The sequence below is a fragment of the Streptomyces sp. SCUT-3 genome, assembly GCF_014083985.1.
In the GTDB taxonomy this organism is placed as follows: Bacteria; Actinomycetota; Actinomycetes; order Streptomycetales; family Streptomycetaceae; genus Streptomyces_H; species Streptomyces_H thermolineatus.
The window spans coordinates 4,185,053-4,202,840 of the sequence record NZ_CP046907.1; the positions used below are offsets into that span (position 1 = coordinate 4,185,053).

At 71.4% G+C, this 17,788-nt stretch carries 14 protein-coding genes; 13 read left to right on the plus strand and 1 reads right to left on the minus strand.

The features are described from left to right. Window positions 1-207 precede the first annotated feature (207 nt). The 4 genes from tig to clpX all read left to right on the plus strand — a co-directional run bounded on the left by tig (window position 208) and on the right by clpX (window position 4,741). Window positions 208-1,620, plus strand: coding sequence for a trigger factor (tig, locus tag GQS52_RS18525; protein WP_182314486.1), 1,413 nt, complete (start codon window positions 208-210; stop codon window positions 1,618-1,620). 302 nt (window positions 1,621-1,922) lie between these two features. Then, window positions 1,923-2,525, plus strand: coding sequence for an ATP-dependent Clp protease proteolytic subunit (locus tag GQS52_RS18530; RefSeq protein ID WP_182316551.1), 603 nt, complete (start codon window positions 1,923-1,925; stop codon window positions 2,523-2,525). Window positions 2,526-2,622: 97 nt separating this feature from the next. After that, complete coding sequence (locus GQS52_RS18535; protein ID WP_182316552.1) at window positions 2,623-3,282, plus strand: ATP-dependent Clp protease proteolytic subunit; 660 nt, start codon at window positions 2,623-2,625, stop codon at window positions 3,280-3,282. Window positions 3,283-3,460: 178 nt separating this feature from the next. Next, the gene (gene clpX / locus GQS52_RS18540; protein ID WP_182314487.1) at window positions 3,461-4,741 is read left to right on the plus strand and encodes an ATP-dependent Clp protease ATP-binding subunit ClpX; all 1,281 of its coding nucleotides are present in this window, start codon (window positions 3,461-3,463) and stop codon (window positions 4,739-4,741) included. A gap of 88 nt (window positions 4,742-4,829) precedes the next feature. On the opposite strand, the gene GQS52_RS18545 is transcribed toward clpX, so the two are convergent. Continuing rightward, window positions 4,830-5,717, minus strand: a complete 888-nt coding sequence (locus GQS52_RS18545; RefSeq protein ID WP_182314488.1) for a hypothetical protein — start codon at window positions 5,715-5,717, stop codon at window positions 4,830-4,832. A 130-nt stretch (window positions 5,718-5,847) separates the two neighbouring features. On the opposite strand from GQS52_RS18545, the gene GQS52_RS18550 reads away from it, so the two are divergent. The 9 genes from GQS52_RS18550 (at window position 5,848) to rodA (ending at window position 17,723) form a co-directional block, all read left to right on the plus strand. Then, entirely contained in the window at window positions 5,848-8,475 is a 2,628-nt protein-coding gene (locus tag GQS52_RS18550; protein WP_182316553.1) for a valine--tRNA ligase, read from the plus strand. A gap of 112 nt (window positions 8,476-8,587) precedes the next feature. After that, window positions 8,588-10,108, plus strand: a complete 1,521-nt coding sequence (locus tag GQS52_RS18555) for a folylpolyglutamate synthase/dihydrofolate synthase family protein (RefSeq protein ID WP_182314489.1) — start codon at window positions 8,588-8,590, stop codon at window positions 10,106-10,108. Window positions 10,109-10,115: 7 nt separating this feature from the next. After that, on the plus strand, window positions 10,116-10,460 hold the full coding sequence (locus GQS52_RS18560) for a DUF4233 domain-containing protein (RefSeq protein WP_182314490.1): 345 nt from the start codon (window positions 10,116-10,118) through the stop codon (window positions 10,458-10,460). 99 nt (window positions 10,461-10,559) lie between these two features. Continuing rightward, complete coding sequence (gene ndk, locus GQS52_RS18565; RefSeq protein WP_182314491.1) at window positions 10,560-10,973, plus strand: nucleoside-diphosphate kinase; 414 nt, start codon at window positions 10,560-10,562, stop codon at window positions 10,971-10,973. Window positions 10,974-11,243: 270 nt separating this feature from the next. Further along, entirely contained in the window at window positions 11,244-12,263 is a 1,020-nt protein-coding gene (locus tag GQS52_RS18570; protein ID WP_182316554.1) for a rod shape-determining protein, read from the plus strand. 153 nt (window positions 12,264-12,416) lie between these two features. Continuing rightward, the gene (mreC, locus tag GQS52_RS18575) at window positions 12,417-13,556 is read left to right on the plus strand and encodes a rod shape-determining protein MreC (protein WP_182314492.1); all 1,140 of its coding nucleotides are present in this window, start codon (window positions 12,417-12,419) and stop codon (window positions 13,554-13,556) included. Window positions 13,557-13,558: 2 nt separating this feature from the next. After that, the gene (gene mreD, locus GQS52_RS18580; protein ID WP_182314493.1) at window positions 13,559-14,209 is read left to right on the plus strand and encodes a rod shape-determining protein MreD; all 651 of its coding nucleotides are present in this window, start codon (window positions 13,559-13,561) and stop codon (window positions 14,207-14,209) included. Next, window positions 14,206-16,527, plus strand: a complete 2,322-nt coding sequence (mrdA, locus tag GQS52_RS18585) for a penicillin-binding protein 2 (protein WP_182314494.1) — start codon at window positions 14,206-14,208, stop codon at window positions 16,525-16,527. Before mreD ends, mrdA begins: the two co-directional genes overlap by 4 nt. Next, window positions 16,524-17,723, plus strand: coding sequence for a rod shape-determining protein RodA (rodA, locus tag GQS52_RS18590; RefSeq protein ID WP_182314495.1), 1,200 nt, complete (start codon window positions 16,524-16,526; stop codon window positions 17,721-17,723). Before mrdA ends, rodA begins: the two co-directional genes overlap by 4 nt. The last annotated feature ends 65 nt before the right edge of the window (window positions 17,724-17,788 follow it).

Genomic DNA, 17,788 nt, shown 5'->3' on the forward strand with positions numbered 1-17,788 from the left:
CGCCTCGGCGACCGCGGGCGGGCCCGTCGACCGTACCGGTACTATGCAGAATGCGCCTGTATACGGGGCGACGAGGGGCAAGCCCCCGACCGCACGTCTCGTCGGCGACCGGTATCCCTCGACGGGGAGGCCGGTTGTTGGCGCGTTCGGCGGGTCCTACGGGCCCGTGCACCACAGCCCCTGATGTCAGCCCAAGGAGACCCAACCGTGAAGAGCGCCGTCGAGACTTTGAACCCCACTCGGGTTCGACTCACCGTCGAGGTGCCCTTCGAGGAGCTCAAGCCCAGCCTCGACGCGGCCTACAAGAAGATCAACCAGCAGGTCACGGTGCCGGGCTTCCGCAAGGGCAAGCTTCCCGCGCGCATCATCGACCAGCGGTTCGGCCGTGGCGCGGTCCTCGAGGAGGCCGTCAACGACGCGCTGCCGAAGTTCTACACGGAGGCGGTCAACGAGGGTGAGCTGAGCGTGCTCGGCCAGCCCGAGATCGACATCACCGAGTTCAACGACGGCGAGCAGCTGAAGTTCACCGCCGAGGTGGACGTCCGCCCGACCCTGGAGATCCCGGACTACTCCGGCATCGAGGTCACCGTCGACGCCGTCGAGGTCAGCGACGAGGACGTCGAGAAGTCCCTGGAGCAGCTGCGCGACCGCTTCGCCTCCACCACCGAGGTCGAGCGCGCCGCCGCCGAGGGCGACGTCGTGGTCGTCGACCTCGAGGCCAGCGTCGACGGCGAGGTCCTCGAGGACGGCGTCGCCAAGGGCGTCTCCTACACCATCGGCTCCGGCCAGCTGCTGGACGGCATCGACGAGGCCGTCACCGGCCTGGAGGCCGGCGGCTCCGCCACCTTCGAGTCCGAGCTCAAGGGCGGCTCCGCCGCGGGCCGCACCGCGCAGATCAAGGTCGACGTCACCAGCGTCCAGGCCCGTGAGCTGCCGGAGCTGGACGACGAGTTCGCCCAGATGGCCAGCGAGTTCGACACCCTCGAGGAGCTGCGCGCGGACAGCCGCAAGCGCCTGGAGCGGATGAAGGAGTACGACCAGGCCACCCAGGCCCAGGAGAAGGTCCTCGACAAGCTCATCGAGATCGTCGAGGTCCCGATCCCGGAGAAGCTCCTCGAGGACGAGATCAACACCCGCAAGCACAACCTGGAGCACCACCAGTTCCCGGCCCTGGGCCTGGACTGGGCGAGCTACCTGGAGCGCGAGGGCAAGACCCAGGAGGAGTACGACGCCGAGGTCGCCGAGCAGGCCACCAAGGGCATCAAGACCCAGTTCATCCTCGACGAGCTGGTCTCCAAGGAGCAGCTGTCGGTGAACCAGGAGGAGCTCACCGAGCACCTCATGCGCCGTGCCGCCTCCTCCGGCATGAGCCCGGACCAGTTCGCCCAGGCCGTCGTCGAGGGCGGCCAGGTGCCGATGCTCGTCGGCGAGGTCGCCCGCGGCAAGGCGCTGGCCCACGTGGTCGAGGCCGCCAAGGTCGTCGACACCGAGGGCAACGAGGTCGACCTGAGCGACGACGAGGAGGACGAGACGGGCGAGACCGTCGAGGCGTCCTCCGAGGAGTCCGGCTCCGAGGCCGAGGCCGCCCCGGCCGAGGACGAGGCCGGCGAGAAGGCCTGACCCCTCCCGCACCCCGAGGTCCGGCCCTTCGGGCCGCACCGCACCGGCACGGGCCCGGACGCCCCCGCGGCGTCCGGGCCCGTGCCGGTTTCCCTCGGTGAGCCTGCGCTCACAGCGAACAGTTCCGTGAGCGGGATGGCACGGCTCCACCTGCGCGTTAGGGTCCTTGGTACGAGGGCAGGGGAGTCCCGACACCGGGCCGGGCGAGCACCAGCGGCCACGCGCACTCCCCGCACCCTGAGAAGACGCTGAGACGGCGCGCCGCCGTCCGAGAACGAGCAGGTGGATACGTGACGATTCCGATGCCTTCCGCCGCCGGAGAGCCGACCATCGGTGGCCTCGGCGACCAGGTCTACAACCGACTGCTCAACGAGCGCATCATCTTCCTGGGCCAGGCGGTCGACGACGACATCGCCAACAGGATCACCGCACAGCTCCTGCTCCTGGCCGCCGACCCGGACAAGGACATCTACCTCTACATCAACTCGCCCGGCGGCTCGGTGACCGCCGGCATGGCGATCTACGACACGATGCAGTACATCAAGAACGACGTCGTGACCATCGCCATGGGCCTGGCTGCCTCGATGGGCCAGTTCCTGCTGACCGCGGGCGCCCCGGGCAAGCGGTTCGCGCTGCCGAACGCCGAGATCCTGATGCACCAGCCCTCCGCCGGCCTGGCCGGCTCCGCCTCGGACATCAAGATCCAGGCCGAGCAGCTGCTGCGCACGAAGAAGCGGATGGCCGAGCTGACCGCCCAGCACTCCGGCCGCACGGTCGAGGAGATCAACCGCGACGCCGACCGGGACCGCTGGTTCTCCGCACACGAGGCCAAGGAGTACGGCCTGCTCGACGAGGTCATGCACTCCGCCTCCGGTGTCCCGGGCGGTGGCGGCACCGGCGCCTGAGCCGCCCGCAGGCCCGGCCCCGCAGGCCCAGGGCCCGGACCCGCCCGCCCGACCGCACCCGCAGCCACTGCTCATCACCAGGACGGTGAACACACCCATGAACAACTTCCCCGGACGCGCCCTGTACGAGGGCGCCGGTGCCGCCGAGTCCCGCTACGTCGTCCCGCGCTTCGTGGAGCGCACCTCGCAGGGCGTGCGCGAGTACGACCCGTACGCCAAGCTCTTCGAGGAGCGGGTGATCTTCCTCGGGGTGCAGATCGACGACGCCTCCGCCAACGACGTCATGGCGCAGCTGCTGTGCCTGGAGTCGATGGACCCCGACCGCGACATCTCGATCTACATCAACTCCCCGGGCGGCTCGTTCACCGCGCTGACCGCGATCTACGACACGATGCAGTTCGTGAAGCCGGACATCCAGACGGTGTGCATGGGCCAGGCGGCCTCCGCCGCGGCCGTGCTGCTGGCCGCCGGGACCCCGGGCAAGCGCATGGCGCTGCCGAACGCCCGTATCCTGATCCACCAGCCGTACACCGAGACCGGTCGCGGCCAGGTCTCCGACCTGGAGATCCAGGCCAAGGAGATCGCCCGGATGCGTGAGCAGCTGGAGCAGATGCTGGCCAAGCACTCCAGCAAGGACGTGGCGCGGGTCAGCGAGGACATCGAGCGGGACAAGATCCTCACGGCGGAGGAGGCCCTGGACTACGGTCTGGTGGACCAGATCGTCTCCACCCGCAAGAGCTCCGTCATGATGGGCTGACGTCCGCCTCCAGGACGTGCCCCCCTGGGCCGGCGGATGCCGAGTCGGCCCAAGGGGGGCCCACAGCGGGGGTCCGGCAATGTACCGTCGGACGGGGGACCGGGGTTTTTCCCGGCATCCCGCAGCAAGCACCAGGGCCCGTCGGACCGGCGGGACCAAGGCGAAGGGGAAGCACCTCGTGGCACGCATCGGTGACGGCGGCGATCTGCTCAAGTGCTCTTTCTGCGGAAAGAGCCAGAAGCAGGTGAAGAAGCTCATCGCAGGGCCCGGCGTGTACATCTGCGACGAGTGCATCGACCTGTGCAACGAGATCATCGAGGAGGAGCTCGCCGAGTCCTCCGAGGTGCGCTGGGAGGACCTGCCCAAGCCCCGGGAGATCTACGAGTTCCTCGAGGGCTACGTGGTCGGCCAGGAGACCGCCAAGAAGGCCCTGTCGGTGGCGGTCTACAACCACTACAAGCGGGTGCAGGCCGGCGAGAACAGCAGCCACAAGGAAGACGGCATCGAACTCGCCAAGTCCAACATCCTGCTGCTCGGCCCGACCGGCTCCGGCAAGACGCTGCTGGCGCAGACCCTGGCCCGGATGCTCAACGTGCCCTTCGCGATCGCCGACGCCACGGCCCTGACCGAGGCCGGCTACGTCGGCGAGGACGTCGAGAACATCCTGCTCAAGCTGATCCAGGCGGCCGACTACGACGTCAAGAAGGCCGAGACCGGGATCATCTACATCGACGAGATCGACAAGGTCGCCCGCAAGAGCGAGAACCCGTCGATCACCCGCGACGTCTCGGGCGAGGGCGTGCAGCAGGCGCTGCTGAAGATCCTCGAGGGCACCACGGCCTCGGTGCCGCCGCAGGGCGGGCGCAAGCACCCGCACCAGGAGTTCATCCAGATCGACACCACGAACGTGCTGTTCATCGTGGGCGGCGCCTTCGCGGGCCTGGAGAAGATCATCGAGTCCCGGGCCGGCAAGAAGGGCATCGGCTTCGGGGCCACCATCCACTCCAAGCGGGAGCTGGACGCGATCGACCGCTTCGGCGACGTCATGCCGGAGGACCTGGTCAAGTTCGGCATGATCCCCGAGTTCATCGGCCGCCTGCCCGTCATCACCTCCGTGCACAACCTCGACCGCGAGGCGCTGCTGCAGATCCTCGTCGAGCCGCGCAACGCCCTGGTCAAGCAGTACCAGCGGCTGTTCGAACTGGACGGCGTCGAGCTGGAGTTCGACCGCGGGGCGCTGGAGGCCATCGCCGACCAGGCGATCCTGCGCGGCACCGGCGCCCGCGGCCTGCGCGCGATCATGGAGGAGGTGCTGATGTCCGTGATGTACGAGGTCCCCTCCCGCAAGGACGTGGCCCGCGTGGTGATCACCGACGACGTGGTGCTCTCCAACGTCAACCCGACCCTGGTCCCGCGCGAGACCCGCGGCCTGGGCAAGGGCGAGCAGAAGAGCGCCTGACGCCCCTTGAGCACTCGCGGGGGCCCCGCACCGGTCCGCCGGCGCGGGGCCCTCGCACGTGCCGCGGACGCGGGCGGGGCGTCCCGGGTCACTCGACGGGGACGCGGGTGTCCTCCCGGACGTCCTGGGTGACGATGGAGACCCGCTGCATCGACTTCGGGTCGGGTTCGGCCGGCGCCAGGGTCGGGCCGCTGAAGGTCACCACGCCCACCGTGCTGGAGTCGCCCCACGCGCACAGCACCGAGTAGAGCCTGTCGGCCCGCACGCCCTGGCAGCGCATCAGTTCCCCGTCGAAGCCGGGGGGCGGCTCCTCGGTCGGCTCGCCCACCAGCTCGGCGTCCTTGCTCGCCTCCGTCTGCGCGAACACGGCGTCCACGGCGGCCCGGGGATCGGTGACGGTCCCCCAGGCGCCGCTGAAGGTCAGCGTCTCCTTGTCCGCGCCGCGGTAGCTCGCCACCACGGGGTGGGGGTCGGTGACGCCGGGGAGGGCCTGCCCGTCCTTGACGAGGGCGCTCGCGTCCACTCCCTTGCCCTGCCGCTGGTAGGCACTGGCGACGGTGTCGGGCGTGGCCAGCCGGTACGGTCCGTCCTCGGCCAGTGCCCACCAGGCCACGCCCCCGGCCAGCGCCAGCGCGCCGGCGAGGAGGCCCGCGACCGCCCCGGTCCGCTTCTTCCGCGGCCGCTGCGGCTGCTGCGGGGGCGCGCCGTGCGGTGCGCCCGGGTGCGGGAAGCCCTGCTGCTGCGGGAGGCCCTGCCGGGGGAGGCCCTGCTGCGGGTGGCCGCCCTGCTGCGGAGGACCGGTCCGCGGGCCGCCGTACGGCCCGGCGGGACCGGGCTGCGGGCCGCCGTACGGCTGCTGCCCGTACGGCCCGGGCTGCTGCCCGTACGGCCCGGGGGGCTGCGGGGGGCCGTACGGGCCGGGCTGCGGGGGAGTGCCGCCGTAGCCCGGACTCGGCGGCTGCTGGGGATAGTTCATCGACCTGCGGTCCTCCCGTTGCTGTTGTGTCCCCGACATCCTCGCCGATCCCCGGCGGCACGGGGACGACAGGGCGAAACCGGTTCGAGGAGGGGGCCGCACCGCCCGTACACTGGCCGTCGTGACCGACATGAACCAGCGCCCCCGCGACGGGGCCAACAGCGCCTCCGACCACCTGCCGACCCAGTACGTCCCGGCCGAGGTAGAGGGGAAGCTGTACGAGCGCTGGGTGGAGGCCGGGTACTTCGAGGCGGACGAGAAGAGCGACAAGCCGCCGTACACCGTCGTCATCCCGCCGCCGAACGTCACCGGCAGCCTGCACCTCGGGCACGCCTTCGAGCACACGATCATCGACTCGCTCACCCGCCGCAAGCGCATGCAGGGCTACGAGACGCTGTGGCAGCCGGGCATGGACCACGCCGGCATCGCCACCCAGAACGTCGTCGAGCGCGAGCTGGCCAAGGAGGGCGTCTCCCGCCACGACCTGGGCCGGGAGAAGTTCGTCGAGCGCGTCTGGCAGTGGAAGGCCGAGTCCGGCGGCCAGATCTCCGGCCAGATGAAGCGCCTGGGCGACGGCGTGGCCTGGTCCCGCGAGCGCTTCACCATGGACGAGGGCCTGTCCAAGGCCGTGCAGACCATCTTCAAGCGGCTCTACGACGACGGGCTGATCTACCGCGCCGAGCGCATCATCAACTGGTGCCCGCGCTGCCTGACGGCCATCTCCGACATCGAGGTGGAGTACCAGGAGGACGACGGCGAGCTGGTCTCGATCCGCTACGGCGAGGGCGAGGACTCCATCGTCGTCGCCACCACCCGCGCCGAGACGATGCTCGGCGACACCGCGGTCGCCGTCCACCCCGACGACGAGCGCTACGCGCACCTGGTCGGCCGCGAGATCGAGCTGCCGCTGACCGGCCGCCGCATCCCGGTCGTCGCGGACGCCCACGTCGACCCGGAGTTCGGCACCGGAGCGGTCAAGGTCACCCCGGCCCACGACCCGAACGACTTCGAGATCGGCCGCCGCCACGACCTGCCGTCGCTGACCGTCCTGGACGAGCACGGCGTGATCACCGTGCACGGCCCCTTCCAGGGCCTGGACCGCTTCGAGGCCCGCTCGACGATCGTCGGCGCCCTGCGCGCCGAGGGGCGCATCGTCGCGGAGAAGCGCCCCTACACGCACTCGGTCGGCCACTGCTCGCGCTGCAAGACCACCATCGAGCCGCGGCTGTCCATGCAGTGGTGGGTCAAGGTCGCCCCGCTGGCGCAGGCCGCCGCCGACGCGGTGCGCGACGGCCGGGTCGACATCCACCCCAAGGAGATGGAGTCCCGCTACTTCGGCTGGGTCGACAACCTCCACGACTGGTGCATCTCGCGCCAGCTGTGGTGGGGCCACCGCATCCCGGTCTGGTACGGCCCCGACGGCGAGACGGTCTGCGTCGGCCCCGGCGAGGAGCCGCCCACCGGCGAGGGCTGGCACCAGGAGACCGACGTCCTGGACACCTGGTTCTCCTCCGGCCTGTGGCCGTTCTCCACCCTGGGCTGGCCGGGGAAGACCCCGAGCCTGGAGAAGTTCTACCCGACGTCCGTCCTGGTCACCGGCTACGACATCCTGTTCTTCTGGGTCGTGCGGATGATGATGTTCGGCCTGTACGCGATGGACGGCACCCCGCCGTTCCGCACCATCGCCCTGCACGGCATGGTCCGCGACCAGTTCGGCAAGAAGATGTCGAAGTCCTTCGGCAACGCGGTCAACCCGCTGGACTGGATGGACGCCTACGGGTCCGACGCGGTCCGCTTCACCCTGGCCCGCGGCGCCAACCCCGGCACGGACGTGCCGATCGGCGAGGACTGGGTCCAGGGCTCGCGAAACTTCGCCAACAAGATCTGGAACGCCACCCGCTTCGCGCTGATGAACGGCGCCACCGTGGACGGCCCGCTGCCGCCCGCGGCGGAGCTGAGCACGGCCGACCGCTGGATCCTGTCCCGGCTGAACGCCACCGTCGCCGAGGTGGACGCGTACTACGAGGACTACCAGTTCGCCAGGCTCTCGGACGCCCTGTTCCACTTCGCCTGGGACGAGGTCTTCGACTGGTACGTCGAGCTGTCCAAGACCACCCTGGCCAAGGGCGGGGCGGCGGCCGACGCCTCGCGCCGCGTCCTGGGCGAGGTCCTGGACACCACGCTGCGCCTGCTGCACCCGGTGATGCCGTTCGTCACCGAGGAGCTGTGGACCGTGCTGACCGGACGCGAGTCCGTCGTCGTCGCCGAGTGGCCGTCCGCCGACGCCTCGCGCCGCGACGAGGCCGCCGAGAAGGAGATCGCCCTGCTCCAGCAGGTCATCACCGAGGTGCGCCGGTTCCGCGCCGACCAGGGCCTCAAGCCCGGCCAGAAGGTCCCCGCCAGGCTCGTCCTGGACGGCACCGCCCTGACCGAGCACGAGGACGCCATCCGCGCCCAGGCCCGCCTGACCGCCCCGGAGGACGGCTTCACCGCCACCGCCTCGCTGCCGGTCGCCGGCGCCACGGTCGAACTCGACCTGTCCGGCGCGATCGACGTCGCCGCCGAGCGCAAGCGCCTGGCCAAGGACCTCGCGCTGGCGGAGAAGGAGAAGGCCCAGGCCACCGCCAAGCTCGGCAACGACGGCTTCCTGGCCAAGGCCCCCGAGCACGTCGTGGAGAAGATCCGCACGCGCCTGGCGGCCGCGGAGGCCGACATCGCCCGCATCACGGCCCAGCTGGAGTCCCTCCCGCAGGCCTGACGCACCCCGCCGGAGGGCGGGCGGCGGCACTTGCCGACGCCCGCCCTCCGGCGCACTCCGCCCCGGGTGGGGCGCGCCGCGCCGGGCCGCGCGCCTCCGTAGACTGGGCACCGTGAGCGAGCGCCCCAAGAACGACGAACCGTCGGACCGGCCGACGGACCCCTTCGACGAGATCATCGCCTCCGAGGCGGACCGGGACCCCGACCTGGCGGTGATCGAGGCGGGCAGCCGCACCCTGCGGGCCCAGGCCGCCCCGGAGGCGGGCGACGACGCACCGCGCCGCCCGCAGGACCCCGAGGTCGCCGCCGCCCTGCGCGAGGTCGAGGCCGAGCTCGCCGGCCGCTGGCCGGAGACGAAGCTGGAGCCCTCGCTGGACCGGATGACCGCGCTGATGGACATCCTGGGGGAGCCGCAGCGCGCCTACCCGGCGATCCACATCACCGGCACCAACGGCAAGACCAGCACCGCCCGGATGATCGAGCAGCTGCTGCGCGCCTTCGACCTGCGCACCGGCCGCTACACCAGCCCGCACGTGCAGATGGTCACCGAGCGGATCAGCCTGGACGGCGCCCCGATCGACCCCGAGCGGTTCGTGGAGACCTACCGGGACATCGAGCCGTACGTCGGGATGGTGGACGCCTCCCAGCCGCACCGGATGTCGTTCTTCGAGGTGCTCACCGGCATGGCGTACGCGGCCTTCGCCGACGCACCGGTGGACGTGGCGGTCGTCGAGGTCGGCATGGGCGGCGGCTGGGACGCCACCAACGTGATCGACGGCCAGGTCGCCGTGGTCACCCCGGTCGCCCTGGACCACACCGACCGGCTCGGGCAGACCCCGGGCGAGATCGCCGTGGAGAAGGCCGGGATCATCAAGGAGGGCGCGTCCGTCGTGCTGGCCCAGCAGCCGGTCGACGCCGCCCAGGCGCTGCTCAAGCACGCGGTCGAGGTGGACGCCACGGTGGCCCGCGAGGGCATGGAGTTCGGCGTGCTGCAGCGCGAGGTGGCCGTCGGCGGGCAGCTGCTGACCCTGCGCGGCCTGGGCGGCGACTACGAGGACGTCTTCCTGCCGCTGCACGGCGAGCACCAGGCGCACAACGCCGCGGTGGCGCTGGCGGCCGTGGAGTCGTTCTTCGGCGTCGGCCGGGACCGCAGCGAGGCGCTGGACGCCGACGTGGTCCGCCGGGCGTTCGCCTCGGCCTCCTCGCCGGGGCGGCTGGAGGTCGTGCGGCGCAGCCCGACCGTGCTGCTGGACGCGGCCCACAACCCGGCGGGCGCCCGGGCCGCCGCCGCGGCGGTCTCCGAGGCGTTCGGCTTCACCCGCCTGGTGGGTGTTGTCGGCACCAGCGCCGACAAGGACGTGCGCGGGCTGCTGGAGGCGTTCGAGCCGGTCCTCGCCGAGGTCGTGGTCACCCGGAACTCCACGCAGCGGGCGATGGACGCCGACGAGCTCGCGGCCCTGGCCGTCGAGGTGTTCGGCGCCGACCGCGTCCAGGTGGAGCCGCGGCTGGACGACGCCATCGAGGCCGCCGTCACGCTGGCCGAGGAGGAGGGCGAACTCGCCGGGGCGGGCGTGCTCGTCACCGGATCGGTGATCACGGTGGGCGAGGCCCGCCTGCTGCTGGGCAAGGAGTAAGAGGACCATGCGAACCCTGTGCGCGAGCACCCTGATCGGCGAGTTCTTCGTCATCGGCTTCGCCGGACTGGTGGCCATGCAGCTGTCCGGCCTCCCGGCGGGCACGGTGTGGGCGGTGAGCGGCACGGCCATGGTGCTGTGCGTCCTGCTGTGCGGAGTGATCACCCGGCCCGGCGCGGTGGCCGCCGGATGGGTGCTGCAGGCGGCCCTGGTCGCGAGCGGTTTCGTCGTCCCTGCCATGTTCTTCCTCGGCACGGTCTTCGCGGCCCTGTGGTGGGCGGCGGTGCACTACGGCCGGAAGGTCGACGCGATCAAGGCGGCCCGTGTGCAGGAGGCGGCGCCGACGGCGTAGCCCCTGATCGCGGGGCGGAGGGGGACAGGTAGTGTCTGTTCCCCACCTTCCCCGTCACGCCGGCATCGGCGTGCCGCCGAGACCTCCAGGAGCCGCAGCATGAGCCAGCGCACCCTCGTCCTCCTCAAGCCGGACGCGGTCCGTCGGGGCCTGATGGGCGAGATCATCGGCCGCATCGAGCGCAAGGCGAACTGGTCGATCACCGCCCTGGAACTGCGCACCCTGGACCGGGCCACCCTGGAGCAGCACTACGGCGAGCACGAGGGCAAGCCGTTCTACGAGCCGCTGGTCGCCTTCATGGAGTCCGGCCCGACCGCCGTGATGGTCGTCGAGGGCGAGCGGGTCGTCGAGGGCGTGCGCGCGCTGGCCGGCCCGACCGACCCGATCGCCGCCGCCCCCGGGAGCATCCGCGGGGACTTCGGCACCGTCGTGCGGGAGAACCTCGTCCACGCCTCGGACTCGGAGGAGTCCGCCGAGCGCGAGATCAAGCTGTTCTTCCCCGGCCGCGGCTGACGCCTCCTCAAAGACCCTTCGAGGGAACCGGTGACGGCCGCCCCCGCGGCGGCCGTTACTCCAGGGGAACCAATCCTTCCGACACGGCGTCCACAATGCAGCGCACCATGGTGTTCGCACGGACAATGGTCGGTGGTACCGTCGGCGCCCCTCGCGCGGGTCTCGCTACGATGAAGCACAGGCTGCCGTCGGAGCACTGCCCGTCCCGTACACACCGCCGTCCTCACCGCTCGAGCTCGGGAAGGCTTTCGTATATCCATGGCGAACAACATGTCGTTCATCGGCCGTGACATGGCTGTCGACCTCGGGACCGCCAACACGCTGGTGTACGTCAGGGGTCGCGGGATCGTCCTCAACGAACCCTCCGTGGTCGCCATCAACACCAACACCGGCGGGATCCTCGCGGTGGGCGCCGAGGCGAAGAAGATGATCGGCCGGACCCCCGGCAACATCGTCGCGGTCCGTCCCCTCAAGGACGGCGTGATCGCGGACTTCGAGATCACCGAGCGCATGCTCCGGTACTTCATCCTGAAGATCCACAAGCGCCGCTACCTCGCCCGCCCGCGGGTCGTGGTCTGCGTGCCCTCCGGCATCACCGGCGTCGAGCGCCGCGCCGTGATCGAGGCGTCCACGCAGGCCGGCGCCCGCCAGGTGCACATCATCGAGGAGCCGATGGCCGCGGCCATCGGCGCCGGGCTCCCGGTCCACGAGGCCACCGGCAACATGGTGGTGGACATCGGCGGCGGCACGACCGAGGTGGCCGTGATCTCCCTCGGCGGGATCGTGACCGCGCAGTCGATCAGGGTGGCCGGCGACGAGCTGGACAACGCGATCATCCAGCACATCAAGAAGGAGTACTCGCTCCTCCTCGGCGAGCGCTCGGCCGAACACATCAAGATCACCATCGGCTCGGCCTTCGACCTCGGCGAGGAGGAGCACGCCGAGATCCGCGGCCGGGACCTGGTCAGCGGCCTGCCCAAGACCGTGGTGATCTCCGCGACCGAGGTCCGCAAGGCCATCGAGGAGCCGGTCAACTCGATCGTGGACGCGGTCAAGACCACCCTCGACAAGTGCCCGCCCGAGCTGTCCGGCGACATCATGGACCGCGGCATCGTGCTCACCGGCGGCGGCGCCATGCTGCGCGGCCTCGACGAGCGGCTGCGCCGCGAGACCGGGATGCCGATCCACATCGCCGAGGACCCGCTGGACTCCGTGGCCCTGGGCTCCGGCAAGTGCGTCGAGGAGTTCGAGGCCCTCCAGCAGGTGCTGGACTCCCAGCCGCGCCGCTAGTCCCGGCGCGGCAGACCGTACGGCCGGCCGCCCCCGCGGGTGGCCGGCCGCACGTCATGTCACTCCTGCGGGTGATTTTCCCCGCCCGGCCCCGGAACTGCCCGGGGCACCCTGCAACCGCCAGGTCCTACCGAGGAAGGCATTGCCGCGAACGTGAGGGACACACGAGAGAGCCGGTTGCTGTTGGTGCTGCTGGTCGCCATCGCGTTCGCCCTGATCACCGTGGACATCAGAGGCGGTGAGAAGTCCCCCCTCGACGGTGCGCGGCACGTCGCCGCCTCGGTGTTCGGGCCGGTGGAGAAGGGTATGGCGGCCGCGGTCGACCCGGTCGGCAACGTGATCGGCGCGGTCCGCGAGGCGGGCTCGCGCGACACGCAGATCAGCCGGCTCGAGCGGGAGAACGCCGAGCTGAAGCAGAAGCTGGCGGCCGAGGGCTCGTCCACGGGCCGGGCGGCCGAGCTGGACAGGCTGCTGGGCACCGCCGGCGCGGGCCAGTACCGCATCAAGGCCGCCGAGGTCATCGCCATCGGACCGGCCCAGGGCTTCTCCTGGACCGTCACGATCGACATCGGCAGCGAGGACGGCATCGCCCGCGACATGACGGTGATCAACGGCGACGGACTCGTCGGCCGCGTCACCACCGTCGGCCCCTCCACGTCCACCGTCCTGCTCGCCAACGACCCCGACTTCACCGTCGGCACCCGGATGGAGGGGACGAAGGAGCTCGGCTTCGCCACCGGCCAGGGCGACCGGCCGCTGCGCGTCCAGCTGCTCAACGGCAAGGCGAAGGTGAAGAAGGGCGACCGGCTGGTCACCTTCGGCTCCCAGGGCGACAAGCCGTTCGTCCCCGGCGTCCCGGTTGGCAGGGTCGTCCGGGCCGACTCGGCGGCCGGGGAGCTCACCCGCACCGTGCAGGTCGAGCCGTTCGTCGGCTTCACCAAGCTCGACGTCGTCGGGGTCGTCGTCCAGGCGCCGCGCGAGGACCCGCGCGACAGCGTCCTGCCGGACAAGCCGGAGAAGAAGCGGCCGGCCCCCGTGAAGAAGCCCGCCCCCGAGGCGACCCGCCCGGGCGAGGAGGACGGCCCCGGCGCCGCCGCCAGCCCCGGGACGGGCCCCGGCGACGGCACGGACCCCGACCCCGACCCCGGCACCGGCACGGAACCCGGTCCGGGCACCGGTCCCGGCACCGGGACCGACCCGGGCACCGGAACCGACCCCGGGACCGACCCCGGGACCGATCCCGGAACCGGGACCGGAACCGACACCCCGCCCGCGACCGACACCAGGAACTGACGATGCGTCTGAACCGTGTCCTGCTCTCCGCCGTGCTCATCGTCGTCGCACTGGTCGTCCAGGTGAGCGTGCTGGCCCGGCTCCAGCTGCCCGGGGCGGTTCCCGACCTGCTGCTGATGGTCGTCCTCGGCCTGGCCCTGACCTACGGTCACACCGGCGGTGCCCTGGTCGGTTTCGCCGCCGGGCTGCTCGCCGACCTCGCCCCTCCCGCCGACCACGCGGTGGGCCGCTACGCGCTGGTGCTGTGCGTCGTCGGCTACCTCGCCGGGCTGGCCAAGCCCGAGAGCGGGCAGCCGCGCACGGCCGCCGGCCCCATGCTCGTGGTGGCCGCCGCCGCCCTGGCCAGCACCCTGCTGTACGCGGGCGTCGGCGCCCTCGTCGGTGACACCGCGGCCCGGCAGGTGGGCCTGGCCAAGCTGCTGTTCACCGCCACCCTGTACGACCTGCTGCTCGCGCCGTTCACGGTGCCGTGGATCCTGGCGCTGGCCAGGAAGCTCGAACACGACCCGGTGTCCGGGGACAGCGGTCCCTCCGGGGACCTCTACCGGGGCCTGGGCACCGGCATCTCCGGGTTCGGCCGGGCCCGCGGCGGGCTGCTGGGCCGGGTCGGCAGCCAGCGGGGCGGCTTCCTCGGGAGGTCGGCGAAGCGATGAGCAACATCCCCGAGACCGGACGGACCACGCGGGTCACCATCCGCCTGGTCGTCCTGCAGATCCTCGTGCTGTCCCTGCTGCTGACCCTCGGCGGGCGGCTGTGGTACCTGCAGATCCGCAACGGCGACGAGTACACCCAGGAAGCGGCGAGCAACCACGTCCAGGAGGTCGTCACACCGGCGACCCGCGGCTCCGTGCTCGACGCCAACGGCGTGCCGCTCGCCGACAACGAGACGCGGCTCGTCGTCTCGGTCAGCCGCACCGAGATGCTCAAGCAGAAGGACGACGGCGAGGCCGTCCTCGGCCGCCTGGCCGAGGTCCTGGGGATGAAGCCGAAGGAGGTCACCGACCGGGTGCGGCTGTGCAACGCGGAGACCCCGCAGCCGTGCTGGAACGGCTCCCCGTACCAGCCGATCCCGATCACCGACGAGGCCACCACCCAGCAGGCACTGCAGATCATGGAGCGCCGCGAGGACTTCCCCGGCATCACCGCCGAGCCCACCGCCGTGCGCCGCTACCCGGCGCCGGGCGGGGCGCAGACCTCCCAGGTCCTCGGCTACCTCTCCCCGGTGACCGACGAGGAGATCACCGAGAGCGAGAAGCCCGGCAGGACCCCGCTGCTGCGCTCCGACCAGGTCGGCCGCTCCGGCCTGGAGCGCACCTACGACGAGGAACTGCGCGGGCGGGCGGGCATCACCCGCTACCAGGTGGACAACCTCGGCCGGGTCATCGGCAACGCCGGGGACACCCCGGCGAGGGCCGGCTCCACCGTGGTCACCAGCATCGACTCGCGCGTGCAGGCCATAGCGGAGAGGGAGCTCCTGGCGGCCATGAAGGAGGCCCGCAAGGCCCACGACCGCAACACGGGCCGCAACTACGAGGCGGACGCCGGCGCGATCGTGGTGATGGAGTCGAGGACCGGCCGGGTCGTCGCCATGGCGAGCAACCCCGACTACGACCCCAACGCCTGGGTCGGCGGGATCTCCGCCAAGGACTACGCGAAGCTCACCGGCAAGGACTCCAACTACCCGCTGCTGAACCGGGCGATCCAGGGCCAGGCGGCGCCCGGCTCGATCTTCAAGGTGGTCTCCTCGGCCGCCGCGGTGCGGGCCGGCCACCCCTTCGACGGCAACTACAACTGCCCCAGCTCCTTCAACATCGGCGGGCAGGTCTTCAAGAACTTCGAGTCCCAGAGCCACGGCGTCATCGACCTCGGCCGGGCGCTGGAGGTCTCCTGCGACACCGTCTACTACGACCTCGCCTACAAGGAGTGGCTCAAGGACGGCGGCAACAACCCGAAGAAGAAGACCGCGGACTGGTTCTACCGCACCGCCCACGACTTCGGCCTGGGCGAGGAGACCGGCATCGACCTGCCCAACGAGGTCCCCGGCCGCGTCCCCGACCGGAAGTGGAAGAAGGACTACTGGGAGGCCAACAAGGACGCCTGGTGCAAGCAGGCCAAGAGCGACGCCAAGGACTACGTCACCCAGATCGCGCGGGAGAACTGCGCCGAGGGCTTCAAGATGCGCGCCGGTGACTCCGTCAACTACTCCATCGGGCAGGGCGACACCCTCGTCACCCCGATCCAGATGGCCACCATCTACGCGGCCATCAGCAACGGCGGCACGCTCTACGAGCCCACCGTCGGCAAGGCGATCATCAGCCCCGACGGGAAGAAGGTGAAGCAGATCCGGCCGAAGGCCAAGGACCGGCTGCCCATGGACCGCGCCACCTTGAAGGTCATGGACAAGGCGCTGGAGGGCGTCGCCACCCGGGGCACCGCGGCCTGGCGTTTCGGGGGCTGGCCCCAGGACGAGATCCCGATGCACGCCAAGACCGGCACCGCCGAGGTCTACGGCAAGCAGACCACCTCGTGGTTCGCCACCTACACCGAGGACTACTCGATCGTCATGACGATCTCCCAGGGCGGCACCGGCTCCGGGGCCTCCGGCCCGGCCGTGCGCAAGATCTACGACGCGCTCTACGGCGTCCAGGAGGACGGGAAGATCGACCGGAAGAAGGCACTGCTGCCCGAGCCGAAGGCGGAACTGCCGAAGATCAACGCCGACGGCAGCATCGAGCCGGACCCCTCCGCCACCAAGGCCCCGCCGACCGCATCCCCCTCGCCGAGCGCGTCGGCAGTCCCGGCCGCGCTCACCGCGCCGGCCCCGGGCGCCGCCCCGGCGCCGACTGCCTTCGCCGGAGCCCCGCTGCCCGGCGGCGCAGCCGCGGGGGGCCCGTCCACGGTGTGGGCGGCCCGGCCGCCCGAGCGGCCCGACCCGTGGGCCGCCCCCCGGCAGCCCGGGAGCGCGGCATGACGACCTCCCCCGAGTACACGGTTCCCCGCTACACCCCCGAACGCTCCACCCTGGCCAAGGTGTTCGCCCGCAACTCGATGCTGTGGCGGCTGGACTGGCTCCTGCTCGGCTCCGCCCTGCTGCTGTCGTTCGTCGGCACGCTGCTGGTGTGGTCCGCGACCCGGGAGCGCACCGAGCTCAACCAGGGGGACCCGGAGCACTTCCTGTTCCGCAACGTCCTCAACGTGTGCATCGGCCTGGCCCTGGCCGGCGGGACGGTCATGCTCGGCCACCGCAGGCTGCGCGGCGCCGTCCCGGCGATGTACGGGATCTCGGTGCTGCTGGTGGCGCTGGTCCTCACCCCGCTGGGCAGCACCATCAACGGCGCGCACGCCTGGATCAAACTCGGCGGCGGCTTCTCCATCCAGCCCTCGGAGTTCACCAAGGTCACCATCGTCCTGGGCATGGCGATGCTGCTGGCCGCCCGGGTGGACGCCGGCGACCGCGAGTACCCCGACCACCGCACGGTCGTGCAGGCGCTCGTCCTGGCCGCGGTGCCGATGGCCGTCGTCATGCTGATGCCGGACCTCGGCTCGGTCATGGTGATGGCCGTCATCGTCCTGGGCGTGCTCCTCGCCTCCGGCGCCTCCAACCGGTGGGTGCTCGGCCTGATCGGCGCGGGCGCCGGCGGCGCCGTCCTCGTCTGGCAGCTCGGAGTGCTGGACCAGTACCAGATCGACCGCTTCGCCGCCTTCGCCAACCCCGCGCTCGACCCCTCCGGCGTCGGCTACAACACCAACCAGGCCCGCATCGCGATCGGCTCGGGCGGACTCTTCGGCAAGGGGCTGTTCGAGGGCACGCAGACCACGGGCCGGTTCGTGCCCGAGCAGCAGACCGACTTCGTCTTCACCGTGGCGGGGGAGGAGCTCGGCTTCCTAGGCGCCGGCCTGATCATCGTCCTGCTCGGCGTGATCCTGTGGCGGGCGTGCCGGATCGCCCGCCAGGCCCCCGACCTGTACGGCACGATCGTCGCGGCCGGCATCGTGGCCTGGTTCGCCTTCCAGTCCTTCGAGAACATCGGCATGACGCTGGGCATCATGCCCGTCGCCGGCCTGCCGCTGCCGTTCGTCTCCTACGGCGGTTCCTCGATGTTCGCCGTCTGGATCGCCGTCGGGCTGCTCCAGTCCGTCAAGATGCGACGACCCCTGAGCGCCTGACCCGCCGGCTCGCCCGGCCCTGCCCCGTCCGGCCCCCGCCCCGCCCTGTCCGGCCCTGCCCGCGG

Bases quoted from the DNA above. Each gene is read 5' to 3' on its own strand.
- GQS52_RS18530 (WP_182316551.1), top strand. From the start codon at position 1,923: ATGCCTTCCGCCGCCGGAGAGCCGACCATCGGTGGCCTCGGCGACCAG.
- GQS52_RS18535 (WP_182316552.1), top strand. From the start codon at position 2,623: ATGAACAACTTCCCCGGACGCGCCCTGTACGAGGGCGCCGGTGCCGCC.
- GQS52_RS18545 (WP_182314488.1), bottom strand. From the start codon at position 5,717: ATGAACTATCCCCAGCAGCCGCCGAGTCCGGGCTACGGCGGCACTCCC.
- GQS52_RS18550 (WP_182316553.1), top strand. From the start codon at position 5,848: ATGAACCAGCGCCCCCGCGACGGGGCCAACAGCGCCTCCGACCACCTG.
- GQS52_RS18560 (WP_182314490.1), top strand. From the start codon at position 10,116: ATGCGAACCCTGTGCGCGAGCACCCTGATCGGCGAGTTCTTCGTCATC.
- ndk (WP_182314491.1), top strand. From the start codon at position 10,560: ATGAGCCAGCGCACCCTCGTCCTCCTCAAGCCGGACGCGGTCCGTCGG.
- GQS52_RS18570 (WP_182316554.1), top strand. From the start codon at position 11,244: ATGTCGTTCATCGGCCGTGACATGGCTGTCGACCTCGGGACCGCCAAC.
- mreD (WP_182314493.1), top strand. From the start codon at position 13,559: ATGCGTCTGAACCGTGTCCTGCTCTCCGCCGTGCTCATCGTCGTCGCA.
- mrdA (WP_182314494.1), top strand. From the start codon at position 14,206: ATGAGCAACATCCCCGAGACCGGACGGACCACGCGGGTCACCATCCGC.
- rodA (WP_182314495.1), top strand. From the start codon at position 16,524: ATGACGACCTCCCCCGAGTACACGGTTCCCCGCTACACCCCCGAACGC.